This window comes from Microbacterium sp. A93 (assembly GCF_051842835.1).
This window is the reverse complement of the sequence record NZ_JBPXMT010000004.1, coordinates 477,515-503,111: the sequence shown is the minus strand read 5'-3', so window position 1 is coordinate 503,111 and position 25,597 is coordinate 477,515. Positions and strand designations below refer to the sequence as shown.

Sequence of the window (25,597 nt, the reverse complement as noted above, 5' to 3'; positions counted from 1 at the left end):
GCAGAATTGTCAAAGCAATTATCACGCAAATTGGCATTAGATGCCTCCTTGAGGGAGATATTCCTGATTCAAACACCGATCATGCGCGGTGCATTCAGGATCAGCGGTACGAGCGACCGCTCACTACCCACCAGGCGCGAGTACAGATGCGCGCGCTTGACCAGGACACCGGGGATGCTCTCAGCCGTCATACCGACTCCGCCATGGTTCTGCACGTTGTCATCCGCGTTCTGCTTCGCTGCGCGCATGGCGAGGAGGTACGCAGACGGGACCTCCAACTCTGCAGCTCGCGGAACTCCTGTCGAAGAAAGAGCGGCCGCAACTAGGAGTTCCACCCTGGCGCCGTATGCGCGAATCGCCATCTCTGCACAGCGATGCTTCACCGCCTGGAATGCACCGATGGGCTTGCCAAATTGCTCGCGCACCTTCACATAGTCGACAGATGTCTCGGTCGCAGCTTCCGCAAGACCCACCAAATATCCGGCGACGAGAAGTCGCGCACGTCCGAGGATATCCTTGTTGTCGACGTGGCTGCTCGGTCGGATGGCGTCGCTAGAGATCGTGGCGACGCTGACGGTCGAATCGAAAGATGGGTCGGGCTCAACTGCGTCAATATGACTCAACGTCGCTCCATTCTCATCAACATGCAGTGCGAGATTCCCCTGCCGCGCATCCAGTGCACGCCCATTGACAACGAACGTGGCGCGCGTACGCCCCTCGATGAGATCCGATGCCAGCTCCAACTCGTCGACCGCCTCGGCCACGTGTACAGCGAGGATGGTGGCGATGATCGGCCCGCTCGACGGTTGGGCGCCTAGTTCGAGCTGGAGCAGCACTTCCTCGGCGATTCCCATGCCGAGTCCACCCAACTCTTTGCTTGCCGCCACGCCAAGAATCCCAGACGCGGCGACCTGCGCCCACCGCTGATCACCGAGATCGATCGGGGCGTTGTCGCGGGATGCCTCGGTGAGCTCAGTCCGAGGAAACAATCGCCGCGCACTCTCGCGGGAGGCATCGACGAAAGATTGTTGCGTGGCGGTCAGGCTGAGATCGATCATCGTGGAAGCCCCAATACGCGTTCTCCGAGAATGTTCTTCTGGATATCCTTCGTGCCGCCGGCGATAGTGAACGCATACGCTGCAAGATAGCCAGACATCCACTTGTTCGCCACCAGGCCCTCGTCTTCGAGCACAGCCACGGCGACTCGGTACAGCCGCGTGATGACCTCGCCGTAGTAGACCTGGTTCACAGCCGCGGACAGATCGCTGTTGCGTCCATCCGCGATTCCGTCGTATGCCAACGCAGGGATGACCTGCGCCTCTGCCCGCAGGGTCGCAAGCTCGTACGCGAACTCGGTCCCTTCGAGTCTGTCTTTCTTCCTCGCCAGTTCGATAAGCTCATCGATCTCATTGAGTACAAGCATCCTGCTCGCAAGATATCCACTGCCGCGCTCATATGCGAGCGTCGAGAGGGCAACCCGCCAGCCATTATTCAGCCCGCCAACGACGTTCTCCAGCGGAATGCGCACGTTGTCATATGTGCACTGGTTCAGAGGGGCATGTCCCTCAAGAGATCTGATCGGTCGGACGGTCAATCCTTCTGTCTTCATGTCCATAACAACCCATGACAGGCCCTTGTGTCGCGGCAACGCTGGATCCGTCCTGACGAGAAGCTCCTGATAATCCGCCATAAGCGCGAAGCTGGTCCAGATCTTCGACCCATTGACGACGAGGTGATCGCCATCGATCACCGCCGAAGTCCGAAGCGACGCAAGATCAGAGCCAGCATCCGGCTCTGAAAATCCCTGGCACCAGGGCGTGCGTCCGGCAAGAATCGGCTCCAGGTATTTCTGCTGCTGCTCGACAGTACCGTTCTCTATAATCGTGGGGCCGGCGTGGCCGAGAGCTATGGTGAAAGCACCCATTCGAGGAGCATTCGCGCGGGCCATCTCTTCGAACCAGATGATCTGCTCGACCGGCGACAGTCCTCGGCCGCCATGTTCCTTGGGCCACGCAACACCCGCCCAGCCACCCTCGTACTGCTTCGCCTGCCAGGCACAGTCAAAAGCACGACCAGCGACCGGGTCTTTCGGCTGCGGCTCACGGGGCACATTCTCTTCCAACCAGGTTCGCGCTTCATCACGAAACTCTTTCAATGCCTTAGATGACAGAGCGTGCATAGGTTCCTCCAGACGGATTCGATTCGGTCACGTTCAACGCGACCCTGATGGATCAGTTCGGGTGAGCGGCTTCAATGCCTGGATTACTGATCCGGGTATGGCCGAAAACGACTGCACGTCACACATAGGCGCCGTTCTCCTTCCAATCGCGCACCTTGTGCGCAGGCATCCCCCAGTCCGCGAGTACCTGATCGGAGTGTTCGCCCACTCGCGGAGGCGGAGATGCAATCCTGGTCGGCGTCCCGCTGAATCGCGGAGTGGGACCCGGTTGTCCAAGTCCTTCCACGTCGACGAAGGTTCCGCGGGCGCGATTGTCTTCATCCACGAGCGCCTCTGACGGCGTCAAGACAACGTTGATGCATGCGTTACGTCCCGCAGCGGCCTCATGCCATTGCATCCGCGTTCGCGTCTTGACAGCAGTCACGATTCGTTCCCGCAACGCTGGCCATCCCGCGATGTCGAACTGGTCTGACACTTCTTCGGCAGAGATACCAAGAACGTCCAGCGCTTCGGCGAAGAATGGGGGTTCGATCGCGGCAATCGCGAGCCAACCCCCATCAGAGGTCTCATACACGTCGTAGAAGGGCGCTCCACCATCGACGATGTTGGTTCCGCGTTCCTCGGACCAGTCTCCAGTCTGCGCAAAACCGTAGAAGGCTGTGGCGATGAGGGCCGCGGCATCCGCAATCGACGCGTCCACCACTTGCCCGTGTCCGGACCGCTGTGCTTCGAAGAGCGCGGACACCACACCCAGCGCGAGCGACATGCCTCCGCCGCCGAAATCACCGACCAGAGCCAGCGGCGGCGTCGGAGGTTGATCCTTCCGCCCGATCATCGAAAGGACTCCAGTTTGTGCAATGTAGTTCAGATCATGACCAACGACGTCCCGCAAAGGACCAGTCTGCCCGTACCCGCTCATTCGCGCGTAGACGAGCCTCGGGTTTCGGGCGAGGCAGACCTCAGGCCCTATACCTATGCGCTCGGCCACACCAGGACGGAAACCCTCGACGAACGCGTCCGCAGACGCGACGAGGTCTAGAAGAAGCTCCACACCGGCGGGATTCTTCAGATCCACAGCAAGGGAACGACGGCCACGATTAAGCAACTCAGTGCGCACATCGACCTCCGCACCGAGTTCGAATTTACCTTGCTCCCGATTCAGCCTGCCGAGGTTCACAGCCCCTTTTGCCCGGTCGATTCGGATGACGTCGGCTCCGAGATCGGCGAGCAACATGGCACCAAACGGCGTGGGGCCGAGGCCTGCGAGTTCGATCACCCGCACGCCGCGCAGCGGTCCGGTTCGTGAAGACGTGTCTGACATCAATGGATCCTCAGTTCGTAGACGGCCAGAATGCAGCGCGAAGCAAAGTTTTGTCGACTTTGCCAGCACTGGTCACTGGAAGCGAGTCGCGGAACTCGATCGATTTCGGTGCGTAGATAGATCCTTTTCGGTCCTTTACCAGCGCGATCAGCGACTCGGCGTCGGCAGCGGCTCCAGGGCGGAGCTGAACAACTGCATGCACGGCTTCGCCCCACTTCTCATGCGGTACACCGAAGACTGCAACGCCACCCACATCGGGGTGTCCGGCGAGAACGTTCTCCACTTCGATCGGGAAAATATTGAATCCACCCGTGACCACCATGTCCTTTGAACGACCCACGATGGTGAGATATCCCTCATCATCGACGCGCCCCAAATCACCAGTTCGTAGCCAACCATCCATCAGAAGTTCGGCTGTCTGCTCCGGCTGATTCCAGTATCCGGCACAGACAGTCGGTGATTTAATGATGATCTCGCCGACTTGTCCCGGCTCAACATCCTGGCCTTCGTGCGTGACAAGTCGGGGAATGACGCCGGGCAGGAACCGTCCCGAAGTCGACAGAATGTCAGGACGGTCGGTGCGGTGATCCGACCCCCAGAGGACGCTAATGCCGCCTCCTGCTTCCTGCATTCCGTACATCCCCGTCATGACCGGTCCGAACACTTCGAGGGCGTCGGCGAGGCGATCGGGAGCGATCGCCGACCCACCATAAAGCAACCGTTTAAGGGATGAGACGTCAGCCGAGGCCGTCTTCATTGCGTCCAGTAGCCCGTATAGATGATTCGGCACTCCAGCGATATAGGTGATCGCATGACGCTCGATCATCTCCGGCAGAACCTCTGCATCGAATTGTTCGATGAAGTGGATCGATCCGTTCTTGAGCAACGCCGGCAGCATGCTCATCCATCCGCCGTGGGTCATCGGCGCCATCAACAGATAACGAATGTCGACGGGCATCTCAGCAACCCAGAGCAGGCGGAGCGCTGCTTCTGCTTCCGCTCGCTGCGTGTACGTAATCGCCTTAGGACGTCCCGTGGACCCACCGGTATAAACCAGACGCGAGAGCGAATCGCCGTCATTGTTGGCCGCGGCCAGCCGCCGCGATGGGGCTGATGCAGCGCGAGCGAGGAGATTGGGGCCGACCTCAGCGTCGCCGAGAACGAGCACCTCGGATACCACTCCGGCCTCTTTCATCCGCTGCCCCATCTCGGCGTGCGCCGGATCCACGATGAGTGCATCCAGTTGCGCATCCGCGCTCATCTGGATCAGGTCCTCAAGAGAGCTGCGGTAGGGCAGAGCCCCGACAAAGCCCCCGCGAAGGATCGACCCCTGCATTGCCATCCATGCATCCGGTCGGTTGTACGCGAGTATGCCGATTCCTTTACCCTGGGCGCTCCGCTCATCAATGATCGAGGTTCCCATCCGCATCACGGTGTCGGACGCTTCGCCATAAGAGTAGGACCGTCCGTGCTCATCGGTGAGTGCTGTCTGGGCGGTGTTTCCGGTCAGCGCACGGGCGATCAGCTGCGCGAACGTTGCGTGCGAAACTGCTGTACTCACAATGCTCTCCTTCTGGGCGTTTGCATACGATCTTCGCTTCCTCCTCACCGAGCGAGGCGGCTGATCGTGTGGGTGAATTCGTGAATGGTTTGGCTGATGATGGCGCCGACAGTATCGATCGAGTCAATCCGTCCGACAACTTGACCGCTGAACGGAATCGAGACGTCCATTCGTCCGCCAAAGTACTGTTCCATGAGCGACGCACGATCGGTGAAGTCGCCCATGACATTGTGCGTCGCGCCCAGTAGCTCCTCGGTATGGGCCGTTCGCAGCACCCTCAGCGCCGGCGACCGACCCCCGTTCAGGATGATCGTGTCGGTTTCCTTGGCAGCGACGATCGCATGCTTCCAGTTGGGGTGCACCGGGGACTCAGCGGAAGCCAGCAGCCGCGTCCCCATCTGGACGCCTTCAGCCCCCAGCGCGAATGCCGCAGCCATCGACACACCGTCGACGATCCCGCCTGCAGCAATGATCGGAACGTCAACCCGAGAACGTACTAACGGAAGCAACACCATCGTGGAAACACGATCAGGAGACTTCACGCCACCGCCCTCGCCACCCTCGACGATGAGCCCATCCACTCCGGCGTCGACCGCCTTGAGGGCCCCTTCCAGGGACGGAACCACGTGATACACCGTGATCCCTGCCGCCTTGAGCGTTTCAGTAAAGCGTGTCGGCGAGCCTGCAGACGTCGTGACAAATTTGACGCCACTCGCGATGACTTCCTCAACCACAGTGGTCTCGGCGATCACGTTCAGCGCGAGATTTACACCGAACGGCCCTGTACCCAGCTCACCCATCCGCCGGATCGCTTCGATGATGGATACGATCTCACCCGACGAGGTCTCAATAACCCCGAAGGCACCCGCAGCTCTCACAGCGGAAGCTAACTCACTGCGAGCAACCCAGCCCATCGGCGCTTGAACGACAGGGACCGCGACTCCGAGCGCGCGGCTGACCGCGTTGTCGAACAATGGGTGAGCGTACTCGACCGATAACGGTGACATGGGCAACCTAGATTTTCAGTGACGAGTAACGGACTTGCCCGCCGCGCGACGCTTGACGAGTTCGCGCGAGATCAACCACCGGTGCATCTCGTTCGGGCCCTCGACGATACGCGCGAAGCGCGAATCCCGCAGGAAGCGCTCAATGGGAAAGTCCTGCGAGTATCCCCAGCCGCCGTGAATCTGCATCACCTTGTCCGAGACGCGGCCGATCATCTCCGATGCATACACCTTCACCATCGAGTCGATGATCCGAGTGTCTTCACCTCGATCGTGCAGAACCGCCGCACGATAGGTCATCCAGCGGCACGTCTCGATGTCGATGGCGATATCGGCGAGCATTGCCTGTATCTGCCCTTGCTCGGACAAAGTTTTCCCGAACGCTTCACGAGCGGATGCATAATCGAGCGCCATCTCCAGTAGTCGACCGGCAGCTCCGACTGCGTAGCCACCGAACATCAGCCTGTATTTGCCGAGAGCACTCTGCGCCAAAGCGAATCCCTGCCCGACATCGCCCAGACGGTTTGCGTCTGAGACTCGACAGTCAGTGAAGTCCAGCTCAACAGGAGTGTGACTTCCCATAGTCGGAATCTTCCGCACAACCGACATCCCGGGGTTATCACGGTCGACGACAAACAGTGAGATCCCACCGCGCTGACGAAGTTTCTTGTCTGTGATCGCAAAAACCAGAACGTAGTCGCTTTTATCGCCATACGAGATGAACGTTTTTCGTCCGTCCAGAATCCAGTCGTCGCCCTCTCGGACGGCCGTAGTCTGCATCATCCCGCCAGGATCCGAGCCGCCTTGGGGTTCAGTCAGCGCGAACGAAGGCGGACTAAGCTCACCTCGAACTGTCGGCAGATAGTACCGTTCCAGCAGGTCCTGGGAGCCATTGATGAAGCCGGGGAACGCATTACCCGCGTTGTACAGCGGTTCCCACAGCGTCGTGCGGCAGTACTCCTCGCACACCATCACAAAGCCGAGCGCGCTGAGCCCGGATCCGCCATGCTCAGCAGGAACACCGAGCCCCCACGTGCCGATCTCACGAAGCTTGTCGTGAACGCGCGCCTGAACGTCCGGAGGCAGTTCCCCTTCTTTCTCGTAAGGAATGACCTCGTTCGTGACGATCTTGCGGACGTATCCTTGGAGTTCGAGCAACTCTTCGGGGACATCCACGGGGAAAACTAGAGATTCATCTGATGTGGTCATCGGCTACTCCCAGCACTTCTCAAGGTGATCTGATTCGGTGTCCGCCCTGGGTTACTCAACCCCAATGACGGCCTTTCCGTGCAACTCAAATCCAGTGCCGGGGATAAGGGTGCCGTGTAGCGCCGCCTGCTGGACATCGCGATAGATGCGCTGAAGCGGATTGCCGTCCGCGAAGCTCGAAGACGAGGCAGCGGACATAATGTCCTGCATCGCGGAGAGCGCGAGCTGGGCTGACTGTGTCGCGACCGCGCGAAAACGGGTCGTTTCCGCCGCGGTCAATGGTGTGTTGTTTTCCAGAGCGTTCCACAGCTCATCTGCTGCGCCGAAGAGAGCGTATTCGGCGACACGAAGCTTCGCACTCGCCGAGCCGAGCCCAATCTGAACACCGGGCGTCTCCGCCTGAACCTTGTGCGTTGAATAAGTGATGCGACGACTGGGTGCTTTCTCCGCGACGAGACGTAACGCCTCACGTGTGGCCCCTAGCGCAGCCGGAACGCAGACCATCGCGCCGAGCGTCCCCAACGGCGAACGGAACATCAGCTCATCGTCGTATGGCGTGCGGTGGATGCCTCTGGCCAACTCTCCGGCGCGAAGCGCGCGATACGACGGTATGAATACCTCGTCGAGTACGACCGTGTTACTACCAGTGCCACGGAGTCCGCCGACGAACCATGTGTCTTTCCATGTTGCCTCACCCTTGCCCCCGCCGACCGGTGCAAACCCGATCACTGCGTCAGGGTTTCCTTCTTCGTTCGTGATCATGAATCCGACGAGAGCCCAATCGGCGTGCACGATTCCGGATGCATAGGGCCACTCCCCCGACACAGTCCATCCGCCGTCGACGGGCGTAACTGTGCCCGTCGGCGCGTTCGCGCCTGCCGCACGGAGTGCACCGCCCCGAGAAAGGATCTCCTGCTGACCCTGTTCATTGAGGGAGAACATGAATCCGGTGGCCTGAGTGGACTGGATCAACGCCCACGATGTCGATGCGCATCCCTCGCCGAGGATGGCAGCGACTTCCATCCAGGTTCGGAATGGAGCCTCCCAGCCGCCGACGCGCCTAGGAACCGCAAGCTTAAAAAGCCCAGCATCTTCGATCGCTTGGATGACCGAGTCGACGGGGCGACGAATCTGGTCCACCTCCGCAGCATGTTCGCGAAGGAGAGGCACCAGCGCTCGCGCCTTCTCAAGGATTTCTTCGTGGCTTGGAACGTCGATCACGACTGTCGCGCTCGCTGTGTCAGACATCTCGCTACTCTGCTTTCTGTCGGTTTATTCAACTGGGGTATTGCTTTTACTCAAGGTCTGCCCACGGCAACTGCGCGGGCTCGTCACTGAAGTTAAGTGTCACTCGTTTGATCTGGGTAAGACCCTCGATCGCGTCGACTCCATACGCGGTGCCGAAGCCACTGTTCTTATGTCCAGAAAACGGGAACGCGGCATTCATCACTTGCGGAGTGTTGCCCTGCACAACGCCCGCATCGATTCCGTCAATCATTCGGAACATCCGACCTAGGTCTTTTGTCCAGACGTATGAGGAGAGGCCGAACTCGGTGTCGTTGGCGATCGTTAGCGCTTCTGCTTCGGTACGGAAGGTCGTCACAGTTATCACCGGGCCGAAGATCTCCTGTCGGAACACCTCTGCGTCAACTCCGACGTCGGCAATAATTGTCGGCTCGATGTATAGCCCCGGGGTATCCGCAAGGTGTGCGGGGCGCCCACCGCCCGTGACAATCCGACCTTGACCTGAACTTCGGTCGATGAACCCTTGAACCTTGTCATATTGACGCTGACACGAGATCGGTCCGATGTGGGTTGCGGGATCCATCGGGTCGCCGACTCGAATCTTCTTGGATGTTGCGAGCATCCGCTCGATGACCGCGTCTTGGGCATCCTCGTGGACGATGAGACGCGTTCCTGCGGAGCAAATTTGACCAGCATTGAAGGCGACACCCAGGATGGCGGCGTCGGCTGCGGCGTTCAAGTCTGCGTCGTCAAAGATGACAATCGGTGATTTGCCACCAAGTTCAAGCGTGACCTTCTTGAATGTCGCGGCCGCTGCGAGCGAGATCCTTTCACCGGTCGCCACTGAACCAGTAAAAGAGATACCGCGAACGTCCGGGTGCCGAACGAGTAGATCGCCGGTGCCGCCGGAACCAGTGACAACTTGAAGGATGCCAGCCGGAAGTTCTGCCTCAGCGAAAAGCTCGGCCAGCCTCAGCGCGGAGAGAGGCGCGAGTTCGGACGGTTTAATGACCACCGTGTTGCCAGCGGCTAGTGCAGGCACGCTGCGATTCACGAACGAGATGGTAGGCGCATTCCAGGGGATGATCACGCCATACACGCCCAGCGGTTCGTGCTTCGTGTAGGTCAGCCGCCCCTTGATGTCGGCAAGCTCCTTGCCGAAAATCTTGTCCGTAGCACCCGCCCAAAAACGAACATCGTCGGCACACCGCCGAGCCTCGACAAGGCTGTCACGAATTGCCTTGCCCATGCACTGCGTATCAAGGCGCGCGAGTTCCTCATGGTGTCGCTCGATGACATCGGCGAGACGCCAAAGATGCTTCGCACGCTCGCGGACGGGCAAATCACGCCATTGAGGGAACGCCGCGGCCGCGCGCTGAACCGCCGCATCCACATCCGCCGCGTCAGATTCACGGAACTCACCGACAACGGAGCCATCTACCGGGCTCAGAACCTGGAAGGTCGCATGAGCGCCGTTGGCCTCTTCCTGCTCCTGGACTGTCATCATTGAGCTGAGTTCCTCGCTGTCGTGGATTCACGATAAATGGTATCGAACGGTTCTTTCACACCATACATGGAAGACCCATGGAACGAAAGCACACATTTAATCAAAGCGCGATGACCGATGAATAGATAGTTTGCGTATTCTACTTGACATCACGCCCTTCAGCGCGACCATACTGCTCGCGCAGTCGCTGGACCAGATGGGCAACCGTCACGATCTCGTCGACAGCGCCGATCCCTTGGCCCCCACTCCATACGTCCCGCCACGCGCGCTGCTCTTCGTCTCGATTGACCTGGATCGTTCCTCGAGCCATATGCGGGAGCTCTTGTGGTGCGACGCCGGACGCGATGATGCTCTCCCGTAACCAGTTGGCGTTCACTCCCGTGAACGCGTCGGTGTATACGATGTCCTCGGCACTCCCATCGACCACCATCGCTTTGTATGCTGCGGAGGCACTCGACTCGTGCGTTGCGATAAACGGCGTGCCCACGTAGGCAAGGTCCGCGCCGAGCGTCTGTGCCGCAGCAACCGCTCGACCGGTCGAGATGGCGCCACCGAGAACAAGTGGCCCATCAAACCATTCGCGGATCTCCTGGGTGAGCGCGAACGGCGACTGTGCCCCAGCGTGACCACCGGCACCCGCGGCCACTGCGATCACCCCGTCTGCGCCTTGCTCGATGGCCTTTCGGGCATGCCTATTGTTGGTGACATCATGAAGGACAACACCTCCGTATGACTGCACCGCAGCGTTAACCTCAGCCCGCACACCCAGCGAAGTGATGACGATCGGCACTTCGAACTCCACGCACGTCTCCAGATCCTCCTGCAGTCGAGCATTGCTGGCGTGGGCGATGAGGTTGACCGCGAAAGCCGCGGAGGGAGAATCGGGATGCACTGCATCGTACGTATCGCGGCCGTCAATAATGTGCTTCAGATCCTGGCTCAGCTGTGCTGCCGGACGCGAGTTCAGTGCTGGATAGGCGCCGATAATTCCCGCGCGACACTGAGCGAGCACTAGCTTCGGGCCCGACACGAGAAACATCGGAGCGCCCAGCACGGGAACCGCCAGATGATCCCGAAGGACACCAGGCAACCTACTTGTCAACTTTGCGCTCACGGTGTGTCTCCAACTCCAACTTCACTCGACTGAGTCGAGATATTACTGCAAGATATTCCTTGAGGCACACTCAACCGTTACTTAGATCACCTATTACGGATATTTCGGAAAGAAAATGCATTCTAATCGGTGTCCATATTACAGATTACGTAGTCACCGATTTCCTCGCCAACGACGCCTCAGTACGAGCTCAGCGTCGAGCCTGACCTGGCTATCAGCATGGAGGGAAAGCGCGAAGTGCCTGATGCGGACGGCCGCCCATTCATTGATGGGTGTCGACACCATAAAGCAGGCAACAGAGACCGTTATGTGATGACCTCATCACGAATGCGTGGGCTGGCTCAGTCAGTACGCATACTCGAGAATCGTCTCGAGATCCCGAACGTCAGAGATAGTACGCGGATTCGCTTGCACCAGCGGATTATCCAGCGATCTCTCGGCGATCTTCCTGAACTCAGTGCGTTCGATACCGATTTCGCGAAGTGTCGTCGGCAATCCGAGACCAGCGATGAGACCTCGCATCGCATCGGCCGCGGACTGGTCCGGGGCCCCCAGCGCATCGGAGATATTCTGCTGTCGCAATGTCGTGACTGACTCGTTCCATTGGAGCACTGCCGGAAGCAGCACGCACGAGGTATAGCCGTGCGGCACATCGGCAACGGCTCCGAGAACATAACTGATCCCATGGCTCGCGCCCAGCGGCACCCGTCCCAACCCGGCTGTTGCGAGCGCAACCGACTGCAGCGCGGTGAGTCTCGCTTCGAGATCTCCCGGCTGATTCCTGGTTCGACGCAGTGCCGATGAGAGCGACGACAGCGATCCGAGTGCGGGTATATCGACGTACGGGTTCGGTGATGTCGAGAGATAGCTCTCCACCGCATGATCCATCGCTCGAATGCCCGTTGACAACCACAACCACTCCGGGGTGTGAACCGTCAGCAGTGGGTCGAGGAGAACAGTCTGTGCACACAGATCCGAACCAGGATAGCTGTCTTTGACCTTCCTGACTGTGTCCGTCGCTCCCCCAACGTTCGTATACTCGCTCCCGGACAGAGTTGTCGGAACAACGATTTGACGAATTGATGATCGTTGGCTCGAACCGACGCCTCGCTCGGCCAGAATCTCATCTCGCGTCCGAAGCCCGCGCCCCAGCGCGAACTGTGTAAGCTTCACGGTGTCGATCGGCGTACCGCCACCGACTGTGACGAAAAGATTCGGCACGAGTGAGCGCGCCTCCGCCAGCAATTCCTCGACGCTTTCCAGTGGCGTGTGTGCCACGCACCGATCGAATACTCCGACAACGCGGTCTCCGAGCGTTGCTCTGAGCTCATCTATGACGTCAGTCTCGCGCGACAACGTCGCTGAGGATACGATCAGCACGCGCTTAGCACCGAGTCGTTCAACTTCATCACGCGTGGCGAGTGACGCGGGCTCCCCCCAACGGATTCGTTCCATCGGCGCGAACGAGTAGATTTCACCTGTGCTTGATGAGGGTTCAGCCTCCTTCGGCATTACACCTTTCATGAACGTACCTTCCTCGCGATACACCACCAAAAGATGTCATCGCTCGCTCCTCGCATTGCAGTATTGATGCAATCCAGCGAACCAATAATGTGAACTTCACCGTTCGCGGCGCGTATCCGCTACGTTGTGGGTGGCGATTCCGACTTGGAGTCGCCACCCACAACCAGTTCCGGCCGCAGCTCAGCCCCCGCCGTCCTGGAGCACCTCCTCGAGAAACTTTCGATAGCGATCCACGTCGAAGTCCGTGCCCGCGATGTATGAAGCAAGCACCGCTTCCGGTGCAAGATCCTCTTCCAGTTCTAGACCGAGTTCCGAAGTGATCGCGGCCTCCCATTTTGCAAGCAGCTCACGATATCGTTTGAATTCCCCCTCCGGATCACTGATCACCGCAGGAGCGGTGGCGGCGAGTCCCGCCTCGACCTCAGTATTGTGTGCATCCAGCACCTCATTGAGCTGTCTGGTGTCGACAAATACGTAGCCGTCAGCCTCCGCAGACGCAGCGAACTCGGAGTAAACACGAATCATTTCAGTCGCCATGCTGGTGGCCAGCAGAGCGGACGCATCGGTGAATATCTGCTGCACATCCACCGGCAGCGAGTTCCAGACGTCGAGGTTCATGATGTGACCATTACCCGGGATACCAGCAGTGTGCGTCGACGAATAATAGGGCGCGACATCGGAAATCCCCATTGGCACCGCGACATTCGGTGCTGCGGAGAAGAGCGTGCAGTCGGCTATGCCGCGCTGCAAACCCTCATACGATTCAGCACTCGAAAAGCTGACCGCTGTCATCCCAAGGGCTTCGACCGACGTGCTCCAAGGTGGTCCACCGACGCGAGCGCGCTTCCCCTCTGCATCCTCGAGAGTAACGATCGGCCTCGTGCAGAACATATCGGCCATCGGTGAGCTGCCCAGATAGATTGGACGCACGTTCTGCGCAGTGAACTCTGCCTGGAGCTCATCGCTCGTCGCAACGAATTCGATCGTCGCGGCGTGGCTCTGAAGGTAAGAGTGCGGCCAGCCCTTCATCGACATGGTGCCGAGGTTACTCAGCCAAGCAGCGCCCGGCATCTCATCCGGATAATAGGAATTCACGAAGACGCCAATATCGGCCAGCCCCGTCGACACAGCGTTCAGAGTCTGCGCGAGTGGCGCGAGTGAAGTCGCCCAGTAAGGTTCGAAAGTGACCTTGCCGTCGGTGCGCTCCTCGATGTAATCCATGTACTCGGTGAGCGCTGCGCCAACCGCGGACTGCTCAACGTTTGCCTCAGCCAAGCTCAGCACGATGGGCTCCATCGTGCTAATACTGTCTTCTACTGGCTGAGATGCCTCGTCATTCGTGTCGCTGCCACCTGCTGCGCAACCCCCCAAGACGAGCACTGCCGCCATCGTGACAGGAACCACCCGTCGTCGCTGTTGACCGTTCTGGATGCGGATCATTGTTGATTCACGTTCCTTTCTTGGCGCGGATCTTCGACGATCCCACCGATATGCACTGCTCACCAGTGAGTCAGTGTGGATTTTGGGTGCTGGCATCTGCGCCTCGCCCAGCACTCTATTGGTTAGAAAACTTCGCAAAAGATGAATTTTTGATGGCAAACGCATCTATTATCCGTTAGATTTCTACCATCATCTTCGCAAAATAGAAAGACTAGAGCTCAAGACAACCATCTTCCGAAATTCGTGCGGTAGTCTGCCCGCAATGAACAATGCAAGGAAGCATTGATAGAGAGGAATACACATGTCTGGACGTCTGGACGGCAAGATCGCAATCATCACAGGTGCCGCGCAAGGCATGGGGGAGGCGCATGCGGAGCGCTTCGTTCGAGAAGGCGCACAGGTGGTGTTGACTGATCTCCAAACCAAGCAAGGGGAAGCACTAGCGGCTCGACTCGGGCAGAACGCGCTCTTCATCGAGCACGATGTCACGGATGAGCAGGCTTGGACTGAGGTCGTTCGAGCTGCAGAGGCCCGGTACGGAACCGTCAATGTGCTCATTAACAATGCAGGCCGCACAGGACCAGTCGCAGATATCCTCACCCTGTCGGTCGAGGACTATATGTCGACCGTCGCCGTCGACCAGCACGGAATCCTCTATGGAATGCGAGCTGTAGCACCCGGCATGATCGCTGCAGGCGGCGGATCGATCGTCAACATCTCGTCAGTCGCCGGCATTCTCGCCAACGGAACGTCCCCAAATATCGGCTATACAGCAGCCAAATTCGCTGTCCGCGGACTTACCCGCCAAGCAGCGGTCGATCTCGGCCCCCGCGGCGTGCGTGTTAACTGCGTGCTACCGGGCGGAGTGGACACGCCACTTGCACTCGCTGTGCGCGCCTCACGAACTGCAGAGGAGAACGCAAAGAATCTCCCACCGATCGGCCGTTCCGGGAGGGTAGAAGATCTCAGCCAGGTTGTCTTATTCCTCGCCACTGAGGAGTCCAGTTTCGTCAGCGGTGCAGATTTCGTGATTGATGGTGGGCGCAGTGCATGACCAGCTCCCTCAACGCGTTGTTCGCACTCTAACTATCACCAATACTCACTAGGAGAAAAACCATGGCAGGTCGACTCGATGGCAAGGTTGCTATCATCACAGGCGGTACAAGCGGCATCGGCGCGGCATCGGCCGAGCTGTTCGTTGCAGAAGGCGCACGCGTCGTCATTGCAGGGCGTAACGAGGCCGCCGGGGCCGCACTCGAGAGAGACCATCCGGGAGTTCTCTACTTCAAGCAGACCGAAGTTAGCGACGATACGCAGATCGAAGCACTCGTCGACTTCACAGTAGAGAAGTTCGAACGACTCGACGTGTTCTTCAACAATGCTGGCATCAGAGGCGAGGCAGCCGGCTTCTTCGACATTGAGGCCACGCGTTTCGATGAGATGATGCGCCTGTTGCTGGGGGCTTACGTATCGGGCCACAAGTATGCGGCCCGCCAATTCCGTAAGCAAGGCACTGGCGGATCGATCATCTCAACAAGCAGCGCCGCAGGTATTCAGGGCGGTTATGCGCCGCTGTCCTACACATCCGCCAAGCATGCCATCTCTGGCCTCGCAAAGGCCGCGACGGCCGAACTCGCACCACACGGTATCCGTTCAAATGTCATTGCTCCAGGCATTACATTAGGGCCGATCATTCCGGCATCGAATGGGGTGCCCCCCGAGGACGCCGCTGAGTATCTCGACTTTGTCGCGCAACACGCAGCCGTTCTTCAGCCGCTGGGGCGCGCAGGCTGGCCGATCGACATTGCGTACGCAGCGCTCTTTCTCGCTAGCGACGAGTCTGCCTGGATCTCGGGCGTGACGCTCCCAGTTGACGGCGGGGCGACCTCAGTCATCGGGAATCCGCCTCACCCAGTCATGCAACGAGCCGCCGCCGAATACCGTGCAGCACACGACGCAAAACAAGACGCGTAATCGACCAAAAGTCTTACTACGAGAAGACCGGGCGACTAGGGCGCTCTGTCTCAACACCAACTGATTGCAAGGGGAAGGACTGTCATGACGGCTCGATTAGACGGCAAGGTCGCGATTATCACAGGCGGCACGAGCGGAATCGGCAAGGCTTCGGCCAAACTTTTCGTGAAGGAAGGAGCTCGAGTCGTCGTTGCAGGCCGGAATAAGCCCGCTGGCACAGCGTTAGAAGAGATCCATCCGGGAGCGCTCTACTTCAAGCAGACCGAAATTAGCGACGATGCGCAAATCGAAGCACTCGTCGACTTCACAGTTGAGAAGTTCGGACGGCTCGACGTGTTCTTCAACAACGCCGGCGTTCAAGGCGAGCTAGCGGGCTTCTACGATATTGAGGCAGAGCGCTTCGATGAGATGATGCGCCTGCTATTGGGGGCGTATGTCTCCGGTCACAAGTACGCGGCTCGCCAGTTCCGCAAACAAGGAACCGGCGGGTCGATCATCTCGACCAGCAGCGCAGCCGGTCTGTTGGGTGGCTACGCACCCCTCGCTTATACCTCGGCCAAGCATGCGATTTCCGGTCTCGCAAAAGCGGCGACCGCTGAGCTCGCTCCACACGGGATTCGCTCCAACGTGATCTCCCCTGGTGTCACGATGGGCCCGATGAATGCAGCAGCCAACGGGGTACCGCGCGATGAAGCCGCCAAGTATGTCGAGTTTGTCGGCAAACGCGCCGCGATCCTGCAGCCACTCGGGCGAGTGGGTAAGCCGATCGATATAGCCCACGCAGCGCTGTTCCTAGCCAGCGACGAATCGAGTTGGATCTCGGGGATCACGCTTCCTGTCGACGGCGGTGCGACGTCAGTCATCGGCAACCCACCACACCCTGTCATGCGACAGGCTGCTCTTGATTACCGAAAGATGCGAGACGCTGGGAAGCGCTGAGGCCGTCGAGGTTCCGGGACGATCTCAGTGATGGACTCGTCCCCGAACCTTTTTCCTCTCCCTGTCACACTTGAATTAGGGATTACTGACACATCGCGATCCAGGGTGTATTTGAGGACTGATTCCGCCCGCTTCGAGAGCAATCTGACGATGCAGTTCGTGAAGTTGCGGAAGCCGAGGGCTGCGCCGCGGAGGTGTTCGAGACGGCCGCTACCTGCTTCGGCGGGGCCGTTGCTGGTGCCCGGCCGGTCGAAATACGCGATGATGTCGGCGGCACGTTGCTTGAGCGTGCGCGCCCAGGCGTCGGATCTCTTTCAACGCGCCAGGGACGCCACTGAGACTGAACCGATTACCGTGTGCATCAGATGCATGCCCTTGGTCTTGTCGGGTTCCCGGCATGCGGCGACAACGCGTTGGCGGATACCCCAGGTCGTTTCAACCTCGACATGCCCATCGCCTAGGGACAGCGCGGACAGGCAGGCGGTCGGCTTGTCGGTGAGGTGATCTGCACCAGTATGAAATGCCCGCAGCGAGGACCACCAGTGATCCCGTGATGCCCAAGCGCGTCCCACTACACACTCTTTCGACCTAAACGCGCTGCCGACGACACCGGCACGCTGCTGGGCCCAGATCTCCATCTCCTAGGCCGCACTCGCGCGGCGCAATTCACGATTCTCACGCTCCAGCTCGGTCAAGCGCCTGCCGGTCGACCTCTGTCTCTTTGTCCGGCACATCGATCGTCAGGGCGCGTCACTGCTGACAGTCAGCGCCATTCCGTTGATGTTGAATGCCACCGTCGCGACCGCGTGCTTGGCTCCGGGAACCTGTCGGTCGCCCGCCCGTCCCGTGACCTGACGAGCGGCCTCGATAACGTGTCCAAGACCGTGAAGCCTACCCTGGCTGAGGGAGCCGCCGCCGGTGTTCATGGGCAACGCACCTCCGGGAGCGATCCGTCCGTCCTGAATGAAATCGAGCCCCTCACCTGCGCCGCAGAAGCCGAGGCCTTCGGCCCACAGCACGGGGAACAGACTGAAACCGTCATAGAGCATGGCAGCATCCATGTCCGCCGGCGACAACCCGGATTCCGACCAGATCCTGCCTCCGAGGTGAGCCATCGAACTCTGCACCGCTTCGAGATCCCAAAGCTCAGCTTCCTGCGGTCCGCCCTGGACGATCCCCGTCACGAACGCCGCGGGAGAGTCGAGATCCTTCGCACGATCTGCGGTTGTCATCACGATCGCGCTCGCACCGTCGAGGGGGATGTCACAGTCGAACAGACACACCGCATCGGAGAGCATCCGCGCATTCATGTACTCGTCCTTGGAGAGCGCGATGTCCTTGAACAGAGCATCAGGATTCTTATTCGCCCAGCTTCGCTGAGCGGTAGCGATCGTAGAGAGCTTCTCTCGGTTTCCCTGATACAGATCGAAGTAGCGCGAGTACAGGGCTGAGAAGAGACCGTTGTACGAACTCATTCCGTACGGACCAGTGAACTGAGCATGCCCGCCGACCGCGGAAGGCGGCGATTGATTATAACGGCCGTTCTTTGGCATATAGAGCGCACGCCACACGAGTGCGTAGTCACAGGCTCCGGAACGCAGTGCGTGATAGGCAGCCGCGACTCCAGCGCCGATCATTCCCTCCTGTGACTCGGAGAACCACTTCACACGACCAGTCAGCTCCATTGCCCGTTGCATCGAAGGAACTGTAATGATCTCCTTGTCCGGTTCAGTGAATGGTGCGAGCACCGGATAAGTGCTGAGGCCATCAATGTCGGCGCGGTTCAGCCCTGCGTCCGCGATGGCCGCCATCGCAGCGTCTCGCGCAAGAAGCACGAGCGGACGAGCGGATCGTCGTTCAAGCCTCGAGTACCCGGTCCCGACAATGGCGATCGTTGGGTTGTTTACGGTCACGTGATCTCTATTCCTCTTGAACACTGATGGGAAACGTGCGTCCGACTACTGAAGCGTTTGATAGCCGACCGGGCGGAACTGCGGGAGCACCACACCTTCTCGGATCTCCTGGAAGGACAGCTCAAGCGGGTCACCCACTCGAATCTCAAAGTCACCCGGGCAGTCCGAAAGAATCCACAGGCCAGCTTGCTCGACGAGTTCTGCGAAGATCACCGCGTAGGGCGGCTTCAGGCCCGGGGTGTTCGCTTCCACAACCTTCGAGTAGCTGTAGACTGTCGCCTCGCCGCTGACCGCACTGAACTCCAATGCGCCCTCTTGGCAACTTGAGCAATAGATCCGAGGAGGGTGCTGGTAATTTCCACAGTTGGTGCACCGCTGAATGACGAGTCGCCCTTCCCTCGCGGCAGACCAGTACGGCTCAGTAAGGTCGTCGGCCAGCGGAATCGGCCGAAGCACGTTCTCTTCCGCCGACTGAGATGGGCTAAGCATTCGAGGCTCCCTGCTCTTGCTTCATACGTGTATAAATCGACTTGAGATCAAAGTACGCGGCCAAGCCTTCCGGCCCGAGTTCCCGGCCCATACCGCTGTCCTTTACGCCCCCGAAGGGCGCGCCGATGTCAATGTCGAAGCTGTTGATCCCTACCGTTCCCGTCTTGATCCGACGAGCGAAATCAACCCCTCGCTCGATGTCAGCGGTCCAGACGGTGCCCGCGAGTCCGTACCTCGAGTCGTTCGCGATGGCCACGGCCTCGTCGACGGTGTCATACGGAAGCACCGCGAGAACAGGACCGAAGATCTCCTCAGTCACTACCGACGAACGCGGATCTATATCCGAGATAATCGTCGGCTCCACATACCACCCGCGCGCCAGCCCTGGAGGCCGCCTGCCTCCGGTGACGATTGTGCCATCCTCGCGAGCTTGCGCAAGATACCCCTCAACACTCGTGCGCTGACGCTCCGAGACAAGCGGCCCGATCCGGGTGTTGGGATCGGTAGGGTCACCCACGGAGAGCGACGAAGCCATCGCCGCGATCGAGTCAACAATCTCTGCATAGCGACTTCTGGGGACCACGATCCTTGTGCTCAGATGACAGGTCTGTCCCTGATTCTGCAGCCCGGCCCAGGCCAACCCTCGGGCCAGCCGTTCACTGTCCGCATCCTCAAGGACGATCGCGGCAGACTTACCTCCGAGTTCCAAAGTGACCGGGCGGAGCAGCCTCCCGCAGGCCTCGGCGATATGCCGACCCGCAGTCGTCGAACCAGTGAAGGCGACCTTGTCCACACCGGGATGCGTCACCAGATACTCACCGAGATCACCGTATCCGGGAACGATGCTCAGTACGCCGTCCGGCAGACCCGCCGCTTCGGCCGCATCGGCGAGCTGAAAGGCATCCAGCGCCGTCTCAGGCGCAGGCTTCAAAATTACGACGCACCCCGCCGCGAGCGCTGGCGCGATCTTGAACACTGCCAGCGACTGGGGGTAGTTCCACGGTGTGATCGCGGCGACAACTCCGACAGGTTCACGACGGACCAGCGTGGTGCCGCGTCCATGGATGGCTGCACGCCATTCCTCCAGCGGAGTCTCCCGGCAGAGCTGTGCGTAATATCGGATGACCTCGGCCGGAAACATACCTTCGGCCGGCAGCGCCAGGCTGGACGGCATCCCATTCTCCGCCGTGACGATCCTCGCCGTAGCCTCGGCTCGTCGTTCGAGCTCATCAGCGAATCGATCCAAAAGATCGGCCCGCGTGGCGGGAATTAGATCGGCCCAACGTGAATCGGTCAGCGCGGACCGCGCGCCAGCGAGTGCCACATCGATGTCGGTCGGCCCCGCCTCGGGCACAGACCCGAGATATTCCTGGGTAGCGGGGTTGGTCAGGGCGATTGACTTCGCCTGTGCGGGCGGGCGCCACCGACCGGCTAGGTACAGGTCTGCTCGTTCGAGTTGCATGTCTCAGTTCCTTCCTAAGCCGTTCGCCAGCATAGTTATTTCTATAGTTTGCGAAACACTCAATCTAATGCGTCGCGTTTTATAACCTCTTCAGATTAAAATTAGCATAACGCGCATCGCCATAGTCTGGACCGTCAACCGCGAATCCGGAAACGAGGCGGACGCTTCTCCACGAACGCGGTGGCGGCCTCGCGATGATCGTCGGACAGCGACGCGCAAATGTGATTCGCCGCCTCACGATCAAGACTCTCCCCCAGCGTTGCACTGACGGCCAGGTTCAGGTTCTCCTTGATGAGGCTGAAGGCCAACCGAGGTCCGTCGGCGAAATGGCGGGCCATGGCCTCTGCTTCGGATTCCAGCTGAGCATCCTCTGCCAGCCGGGTGACCAGGCCGAGTTCCAAGGCACGTTCACCGCTGATGACCTCGGGAAGCAGATACATTTCACGAGCACGAGCCGGGCCCACGATCCTGGTGAGCAGCCAGCTTCCGCCATAATCGCCCGACAACGCAACCTTTGCGAACGCAGTGGTGAGCTTGACCGCTGGCGTTGCGATACGAAAGTCGCAGGCCATCGCGAGCGCGAGTCCTGCACCGGCCGCGGCGCCGCGGACAGCAGCGATCGTAGGCTTGGGCATCTCGTGCAAGAGCAACGAGACCTCCATCATCTCCCGTAGGTCAGAGATCCGTTGGTCCGGCGATACCTCCCTGCGCGAACCGCCTGCCATCGCCGCTACGTCGCCACCGACGCTGAAATCCGAACCGGCGCCACGGAGGACGACAGCAGCGACATCGTCGTCCACGGCCGCCCGACGCACACTTGTTCCTAGTTGAGTAAGAATCTCAGTGTTCATCGCGTTGCGACGGTCCGGCCGGTTGATGGTCAGCGTAAGCACACCGTCATCGATCGATTCGGTCAGCCAGTGTTCCATAGTGTCTCTTCCCTCAGATGCCTGACATTCGTTCGAAATCCGGTCAGAACCAACGCGGCTCGACCTTTTCGTAACCTCGCAACAGGTTGCGTGAGAGGATCAGTCGCTGCATCTCGTCGGTGCCTTCGAAAATCCTGAACAGTCGAACCTGGCGGTACCACCGTTCGATCGCCAGTTCCTTCATATATCCCATACCACCGTGTATCTGCATGACTCGATCGACGACCTGGTTCACCATCGACGCGCTGTTCAACTTCGCCATCGAAGAGGTATGCCGCGGATCCATACCCTGGTCGGCAACCCACGCGGCGTTCAGGGTAAGCCATCGAGCCGCCTCGATCTCGGTCGCTGAGTCGGCTAGCATCCAGGCGATCGCCTGATTCTCACCGATGGGCTTCCCAAAGGTCTGTCGAATATTTGAATACTCGACGCCCATCTTCAACAGTCCTTCGGCGATGCCGACGGCGTATGACGGAATGATGTATCGACCCTTTCCGATCCATTTCATCGCAAGCTGGAAGCCCTGACCCACCTCACCGAGGATGTTGCGATTCGGTACTCGCACATCTTGGAAGCTGAGTGCCGCGGGGACATTCGGCCCCATCGGTACGAGCGGCGATGACGTCCAGCCCATCGCTCGATCGACAAGAAAAGCGGTACTGCCGCCATCACGGACGTCCTTCTTCCGATCAGTGACCGCAATAACGATTGCAAAATCCGCGTCATTGCCGTTCGTGATGAAGGTCTTCTCGCCGTTGAGGATCCAGTCGTCACCGTCACGTCGCGCAGAAAATGTGATGTTCGCAGCGTCTGACCCAGCGTCGGGTTCGGTCAGCGCAAAACACGAAATGCGTTCTCCCTCGATCGTCGGAACCAGGAACTCTTCACGTTGCTCATCATTCGCGAAGAAGAGGATGTTATCTGCCTCGCCGCCGAAGCGAAAAGGAACGAATGAGCGACCGATCTCGGTCCAAATCAGAGACTGCATCACGGCAGACAGATCCATGCCACCGAGTTTCTCCGGCGTGGCGAGACCCCAGAAACCGAACTCTCGCGCCTTGAGCTGAAGTTCGCGCAGCTCCGAACGCTCCAGGGCCTTTTCGCCTCGGCGTTCGCGTTCAAGAATGATGGGTTCGTACGGCTTCACCTCGCGGTTGATGAAATCGCGGGTGGCCTGGCGGATCGCCTTTTCTTCATCGCTCAGTGAGAAGTCCATAGGGAATCCTTTCGGTTGTGGGGTTCTAACAGATCAGAGGTCGTCGATTACCCAAGAGAGACGACAATTCGCCCGCTGGATGCGCCTTGTCGGAGCTTTTCGCAAGCTGCTGCGGCGTCCAGGAACCCGACGATCTCGGAAATGTATGGGCGGATGTTCTTTTCGACGATGAGTCTCGACAGGTCGGCAGCAGCTTCGGCGACCACGCTCGGCGTGGTATTGATGTAACCGCCCCAGTAAATGCCCATAATGTCGATATTCTTGAGTAGCGCACGGTTCACACCGATCGACGGGATCTCCCCACCAGCGAAGCCGATGACCGCCAGTCGCCCATCGGGTGCGAGCAGTTTCATTGAAGCTCGGAAAGCAGATCCACCAACCGGGTCGAACGCGATATCGGCACCTGGAGCAGGAATATGCTCTCGAAGAGCAGCAATGAGTGCGTCCTCGTCTTCGCATGTAAGCCGGTCAACGACTTCGTCGGCACCGAGTTTCAGTGCGATGGCCGACTTCTGCTCACCACCGACGACAGCAATCACCCGTGCCCCCGCGGCCTTGCCTAGGATCGTCGCCGCGCTTCCCACGCCGCCGGCCGCTGCATGTACGAGCAGGGTCTCACCGGAAACGATCCGGCCTCGGTGGTGCAGCGCAAGCCAAGCAGTATGAAAGGCGATCGTGAACGACGCTGCCTCGGCGTCGCTGAGGACGTCAGGCGCGGGAAAAACCTTGCCTGCTTCGCAGATCGCGTACTCCGCGAGCGCACCATCAGGAACTTTCGCTATGCCCATCACACGTGTGCCTGCCGGGAGATCGGTTGTTCCATCCACAACGTCGCCGCACAGTTCCACACCCGGCACGAAAGGCAATGAAGGCTGCATCTGATACTGGCCCATAGCCATGAGGACATCAGGGAAGTTCAAGCTCACTGCCCGTACTTTCACCAGAATCTGACCAGGTCCAGGCACTGGTCGCTCGATCGTGGCGGACACCATCGACTCCAGCGGTACCCCGATCTTGGAAATCTGCCATGCGCGCATCTTGGTCATGCCTCAACACCCTCCATCATCACTCGAACCTCGCGCGCGAGGACCTTACCGTTCGCGCTCTTCGGCAACGGTTGCAACGTGAAATGGTAGGCGCGCGGAATCTTGTAGCCGGAAAGGTGTGTGCGGCAAAAAGCATCGATATCGCGTTCCGTCAGGGTGGCTCCGGCCTTCACTCGCAGGACCGCCGTGACCCGTTCGCCCCAGATCTCGTCCCGGACACCGACAACCGAGACCTCAGCCACCGCGGGCAGCGCACTGATGCAGTCTTCTACCTCTCTCGGATATACGTTGTGTCCGCCGGTGAGGATCATGTCGATACGTCGATCCGCAATGAAGATGTATCCTGCTTCATCGATGTATCCGATGTCCCCGGTGTGCAGCCATCCGTCGACGATCGTTCGTGCTGTCTTCTCGGCATCGTTCCAGTAGCCCGCGCCGACGATTCCGCCTCTCACGCACAGCTCACCGATCACCGTCGGTGCGACTTCCTGGTTGCTCTCATCACGGATAGAGATCTCCATGCCGATCGCGGGTCGTCCCACCGAGCTCAGGCGAGGGCTACCCGGTACGTGGTCTTCGCGGTCCAGGAAGGCAATCGAAGGCGCTTCAGTCTGGCCATAAGACTCCACAAAGATCGGGCCGAAAATCTCCAGAAGTCGGGACAGGCGTCCGGGAGAGATCGGGGCCCCGCCGTACCAGACGGTACGCAGCGATGACAGATCGTATTGTTCACTCTCGATCAGTTCCTCGATCATGTAGATCATGGTCGGAACCATTGAGGTTGCGGTGATCCGATGCTGTTGAATCGCTTCCAAGACGTCGACCGGTTCGAACTTGCCCAGGATGTGGATCGGAGCCCCCCGGTACAGCGCGCTGAAGGCGAGAGCCCTCCCGATGTAAGGCAACGGGCCCGCTACGAGAATACGATCATCGGAGGTGATGTTCGTCGAGAGGAGCGCAGCAGCCAATTGCCAGTGCCAGTTGCTGTGTGTCTGCATCGCCCCCTTCGGTTTCCCGGTGGTGCCTGATGTATAGGCCAAGACGATCGGATGATCTGCATCCACCTCCACAGCCAGCGGTGCGTCAGGTTGTTCGGCCAACACTGATTCGTAGTGTGCATCGAAGGTCACCATCGGCACCCCCGAAGTGTTCGCCTGTTGCGCGAACTGCGCAAGATCAGGGCTGTGGACGATCGCGGCAGCCGCGGTGTCCGCCATCTGATACTTGAGCTCTTTTGCCGTCAGCCGGTGGTTCACGAGCACGGTGATCATGCCTGCTCGCCAGGCGCCTATCACCACCTCGAAGAACTCCAGCCGATTCGAGACGAAAACCGCGACCCGGTCGCCGGCTTTGGCGCCTTGGGACTGCAACAGGCGTCCGAACTGACTAGACCGACGATCGAGCTGACTGTATGTCAGCGATCGGTCGCCGTCGACGAGCGCGACGCGATCCCCGTAAGTGGCGGCACGGCGCATGAGATACGCGGCGTGATTCCCGTTCAGTTGCTTCATGACTCGATAATCCT

General features: G+C 59.5%; 21 protein-coding genes and 1 pseudogene. 3 read left to right on the top strand and 19 right to left on the bottom strand.

The window, feature by feature from the left end:
- Nucleotides 1-68: 68 nt before the first annotated feature.
- The 11 genes from ACSU1G_RS13310 to dctP all read right to left on the bottom strand — a co-directional run bounded on the left by ACSU1G_RS13310 (nucleotide 69) and on the right by dctP (nucleotide 14,104).
- A complete protein-coding gene (locus ACSU1G_RS13310; RefSeq protein ID WP_439280429.1) occupies nucleotides 69-1,058 on the bottom strand; it encodes an acyl-CoA dehydrogenase family protein in 990 nt (329 codons plus the stop codon).
- Nucleotides 1,055-2,179, bottom strand: coding sequence for an acyl-CoA dehydrogenase family protein (locus tag ACSU1G_RS13305; RefSeq protein ID WP_439280428.1), 1,125 nt, complete (start codon nucleotides 2,177-2,179; stop codon nucleotides 1,055-1,057). Before ACSU1G_RS13305 ends, ACSU1G_RS13310 begins: the two co-directional genes overlap by 4 nt.
- Nucleotides 2,180-2,297: 118 nt before the next feature.
- A complete protein-coding gene (locus ACSU1G_RS13300) occupies nucleotides 2,298-3,500 on the bottom strand; it encodes a CaiB/BaiF CoA transferase family protein (RefSeq protein WP_439280458.1) in 1,203 nt (400 codons plus the stop codon).
- A gap of 10 nt (nucleotides 3,501-3,510) precedes the next feature.
- Complete coding sequence (locus ACSU1G_RS13295; protein WP_439280427.1) at nucleotides 3,511-5,061, bottom strand: AMP-binding protein; 1,551 nt, start codon at nucleotides 5,059-5,061, stop codon at nucleotides 3,511-3,513.
- 44 nt (nucleotides 5,062-5,105) lie between these two features.
- A complete protein-coding gene (locus tag ACSU1G_RS13290; RefSeq protein WP_439280426.1) occupies nucleotides 5,106-6,035 on the bottom strand; it encodes an NAD(P)H-dependent flavin oxidoreductase in 930 nt (309 codons plus the stop codon).
- Nucleotides 6,036-6,083: 48 nt separating this feature from the next.
- Nucleotides 6,084-7,274, bottom strand: coding sequence for an acyl-CoA dehydrogenase family protein (locus ACSU1G_RS13285; protein WP_439280425.1), 1,191 nt, complete (start codon nucleotides 7,272-7,274; stop codon nucleotides 6,084-6,086).
- Between the two features lie 51 nt (nucleotides 7,275-7,325).
- Nucleotides 7,326-8,522 (bottom strand): acyl-CoA dehydrogenase family protein, encoded by a 1,197-nt coding sequence (locus ACSU1G_RS13280; RefSeq protein WP_439280424.1) that lies wholly within the window; start codon nucleotides 8,520-8,522, stop codon nucleotides 7,326-7,328.
- Nucleotides 8,523-8,568: 46 nt separating this feature from the next.
- Nucleotides 8,569-10,026, bottom strand: a complete 1,458-nt coding sequence (locus ACSU1G_RS13275) for an aldehyde dehydrogenase family protein (RefSeq protein WP_439280423.1) — start codon at nucleotides 10,024-10,026, stop codon at nucleotides 8,569-8,571.
- Between the two features lie 139 nt (nucleotides 10,027-10,165).
- Nucleotides 10,166-11,080, bottom strand: coding sequence for an NAD(P)H-dependent flavin oxidoreductase (locus ACSU1G_RS13270; RefSeq protein ID WP_439280422.1), 915 nt, complete (start codon nucleotides 11,078-11,080; stop codon nucleotides 10,166-10,168).
- 405 nt (nucleotides 11,081-11,485) lie between these two features.
- A complete protein-coding gene (locus ACSU1G_RS13265) occupies nucleotides 11,486-12,691 on the bottom strand; it encodes an iron-containing alcohol dehydrogenase (protein WP_439280421.1) in 1,206 nt (401 codons plus the stop codon).
- Nucleotides 12,692-12,844: 153 nt separating this feature from the next.
- Nucleotides 12,845-14,104 (bottom strand): TRAP transporter substrate-binding protein DctP, encoded by a 1,260-nt coding sequence (gene dctP, locus ACSU1G_RS13260; RefSeq protein ID WP_439280420.1) that lies wholly within the window; start codon nucleotides 14,102-14,104, stop codon nucleotides 12,845-12,847.
- Nucleotides 14,105-14,405: 301 nt separating this feature from the next.
- Between dctP and ACSU1G_RS13255 the strand changes: the two genes are divergently transcribed.
- The 3 genes from ACSU1G_RS13255 to ACSU1G_RS13245 all read left to right on the top strand — a co-directional run bounded on the left by ACSU1G_RS13255 (nucleotide 14,406) and on the right by ACSU1G_RS13245 (nucleotide 17,017).
- A complete protein-coding gene (locus ACSU1G_RS13255) occupies nucleotides 14,406-15,158 on the top strand; it encodes an SDR family NAD(P)-dependent oxidoreductase (RefSeq protein WP_439280419.1) in 753 nt (250 codons plus the stop codon).
- A gap of 62 nt (nucleotides 15,159-15,220) precedes the next feature.
- A complete protein-coding gene (locus tag ACSU1G_RS13250) occupies nucleotides 15,221-16,078 on the top strand; it encodes an SDR family NAD(P)-dependent oxidoreductase (protein ID WP_439280418.1) in 858 nt (285 codons plus the stop codon).
- A gap of 84 nt (nucleotides 16,079-16,162) precedes the next feature.
- Nucleotides 16,163-17,017 (top strand): SDR family NAD(P)-dependent oxidoreductase, encoded by an 855-nt coding sequence (locus ACSU1G_RS13245; RefSeq protein WP_439280417.1) that lies wholly within the window; start codon nucleotides 16,163-16,165, stop codon nucleotides 17,015-17,017.
- A gap of 75 nt (nucleotides 17,018-17,092) precedes the next feature.
- Here ACSU1G_RS13245 and ACSU1G_RS13240 read toward each other — a convergent pair.
- From ACSU1G_RS13240 to ACSU1G_RS13205, 8 genes and pseudogenes are all read right to left on the bottom strand, one after another.
- Nucleotides 17,093-17,585 (bottom strand): annotated as a pseudogene (locus ACSU1G_RS13240) (transposase); the annotation flags it as partial.
- A 172-nt stretch (nucleotides 17,586-17,757) separates the two neighbouring features.
- Nucleotides 17,758-18,828, bottom strand: coding sequence for a thiolase C-terminal domain-containing protein (locus ACSU1G_RS13235; protein ID WP_439280416.1), 1,071 nt, complete (start codon nucleotides 18,826-18,828; stop codon nucleotides 17,758-17,760).
- Nucleotides 18,829-18,975: 147 nt separating this feature from the next.
- Nucleotides 18,976-19,419, bottom strand: coding sequence for a Zn-ribbon domain-containing OB-fold protein (locus ACSU1G_RS13230; protein WP_439280415.1), 444 nt, complete (start codon nucleotides 19,417-19,419; stop codon nucleotides 18,976-18,978).
- Nucleotides 19,412-20,881, bottom strand: a complete 1,470-nt coding sequence (locus ACSU1G_RS13225) for an aldehyde dehydrogenase (RefSeq protein ID WP_439280414.1) — start codon at nucleotides 20,879-20,881, stop codon at nucleotides 19,412-19,414. Before ACSU1G_RS13225 ends, ACSU1G_RS13230 begins: the two co-directional genes overlap by 8 nt.
- A gap of 134 nt (nucleotides 20,882-21,015) precedes the next feature.
- Nucleotides 21,016-21,810: an enoyl-CoA hydratase-related protein gene (locus ACSU1G_RS13220; protein WP_439280413.1), complete on the bottom strand. Its 795-nt coding sequence runs from the start codon at nucleotides 21,808-21,810 to the stop codon at nucleotides 21,016-21,018.
- 43 nt (nucleotides 21,811-21,853) lie between these two features.
- Nucleotides 21,854-23,026, bottom strand: coding sequence for an acyl-CoA dehydrogenase family protein (locus ACSU1G_RS13215; RefSeq protein WP_439280412.1), 1,173 nt, complete (start codon nucleotides 23,024-23,026; stop codon nucleotides 21,854-21,856).
- 47 nt (nucleotides 23,027-23,073) lie between these two features.
- Entirely contained in the window at nucleotides 23,074-24,072 is a 999-nt protein-coding gene (locus tag ACSU1G_RS13210) for an NADPH:quinone oxidoreductase family protein (RefSeq protein WP_439280411.1), read from the bottom strand.
- Nucleotides 24,069-25,547, bottom strand: coding sequence for a class I adenylate-forming enzyme family protein (locus tag ACSU1G_RS13205; RefSeq protein WP_439280410.1), 1,479 nt, complete (start codon nucleotides 25,545-25,547; stop codon nucleotides 24,069-24,071). The genes ACSU1G_RS13210 and ACSU1G_RS13205 overlap by 4 nt, the downstream gene beginning before the upstream one ends.
- Between the last annotated feature and the right edge of the window lie 50 nt (nucleotides 25,548-25,597).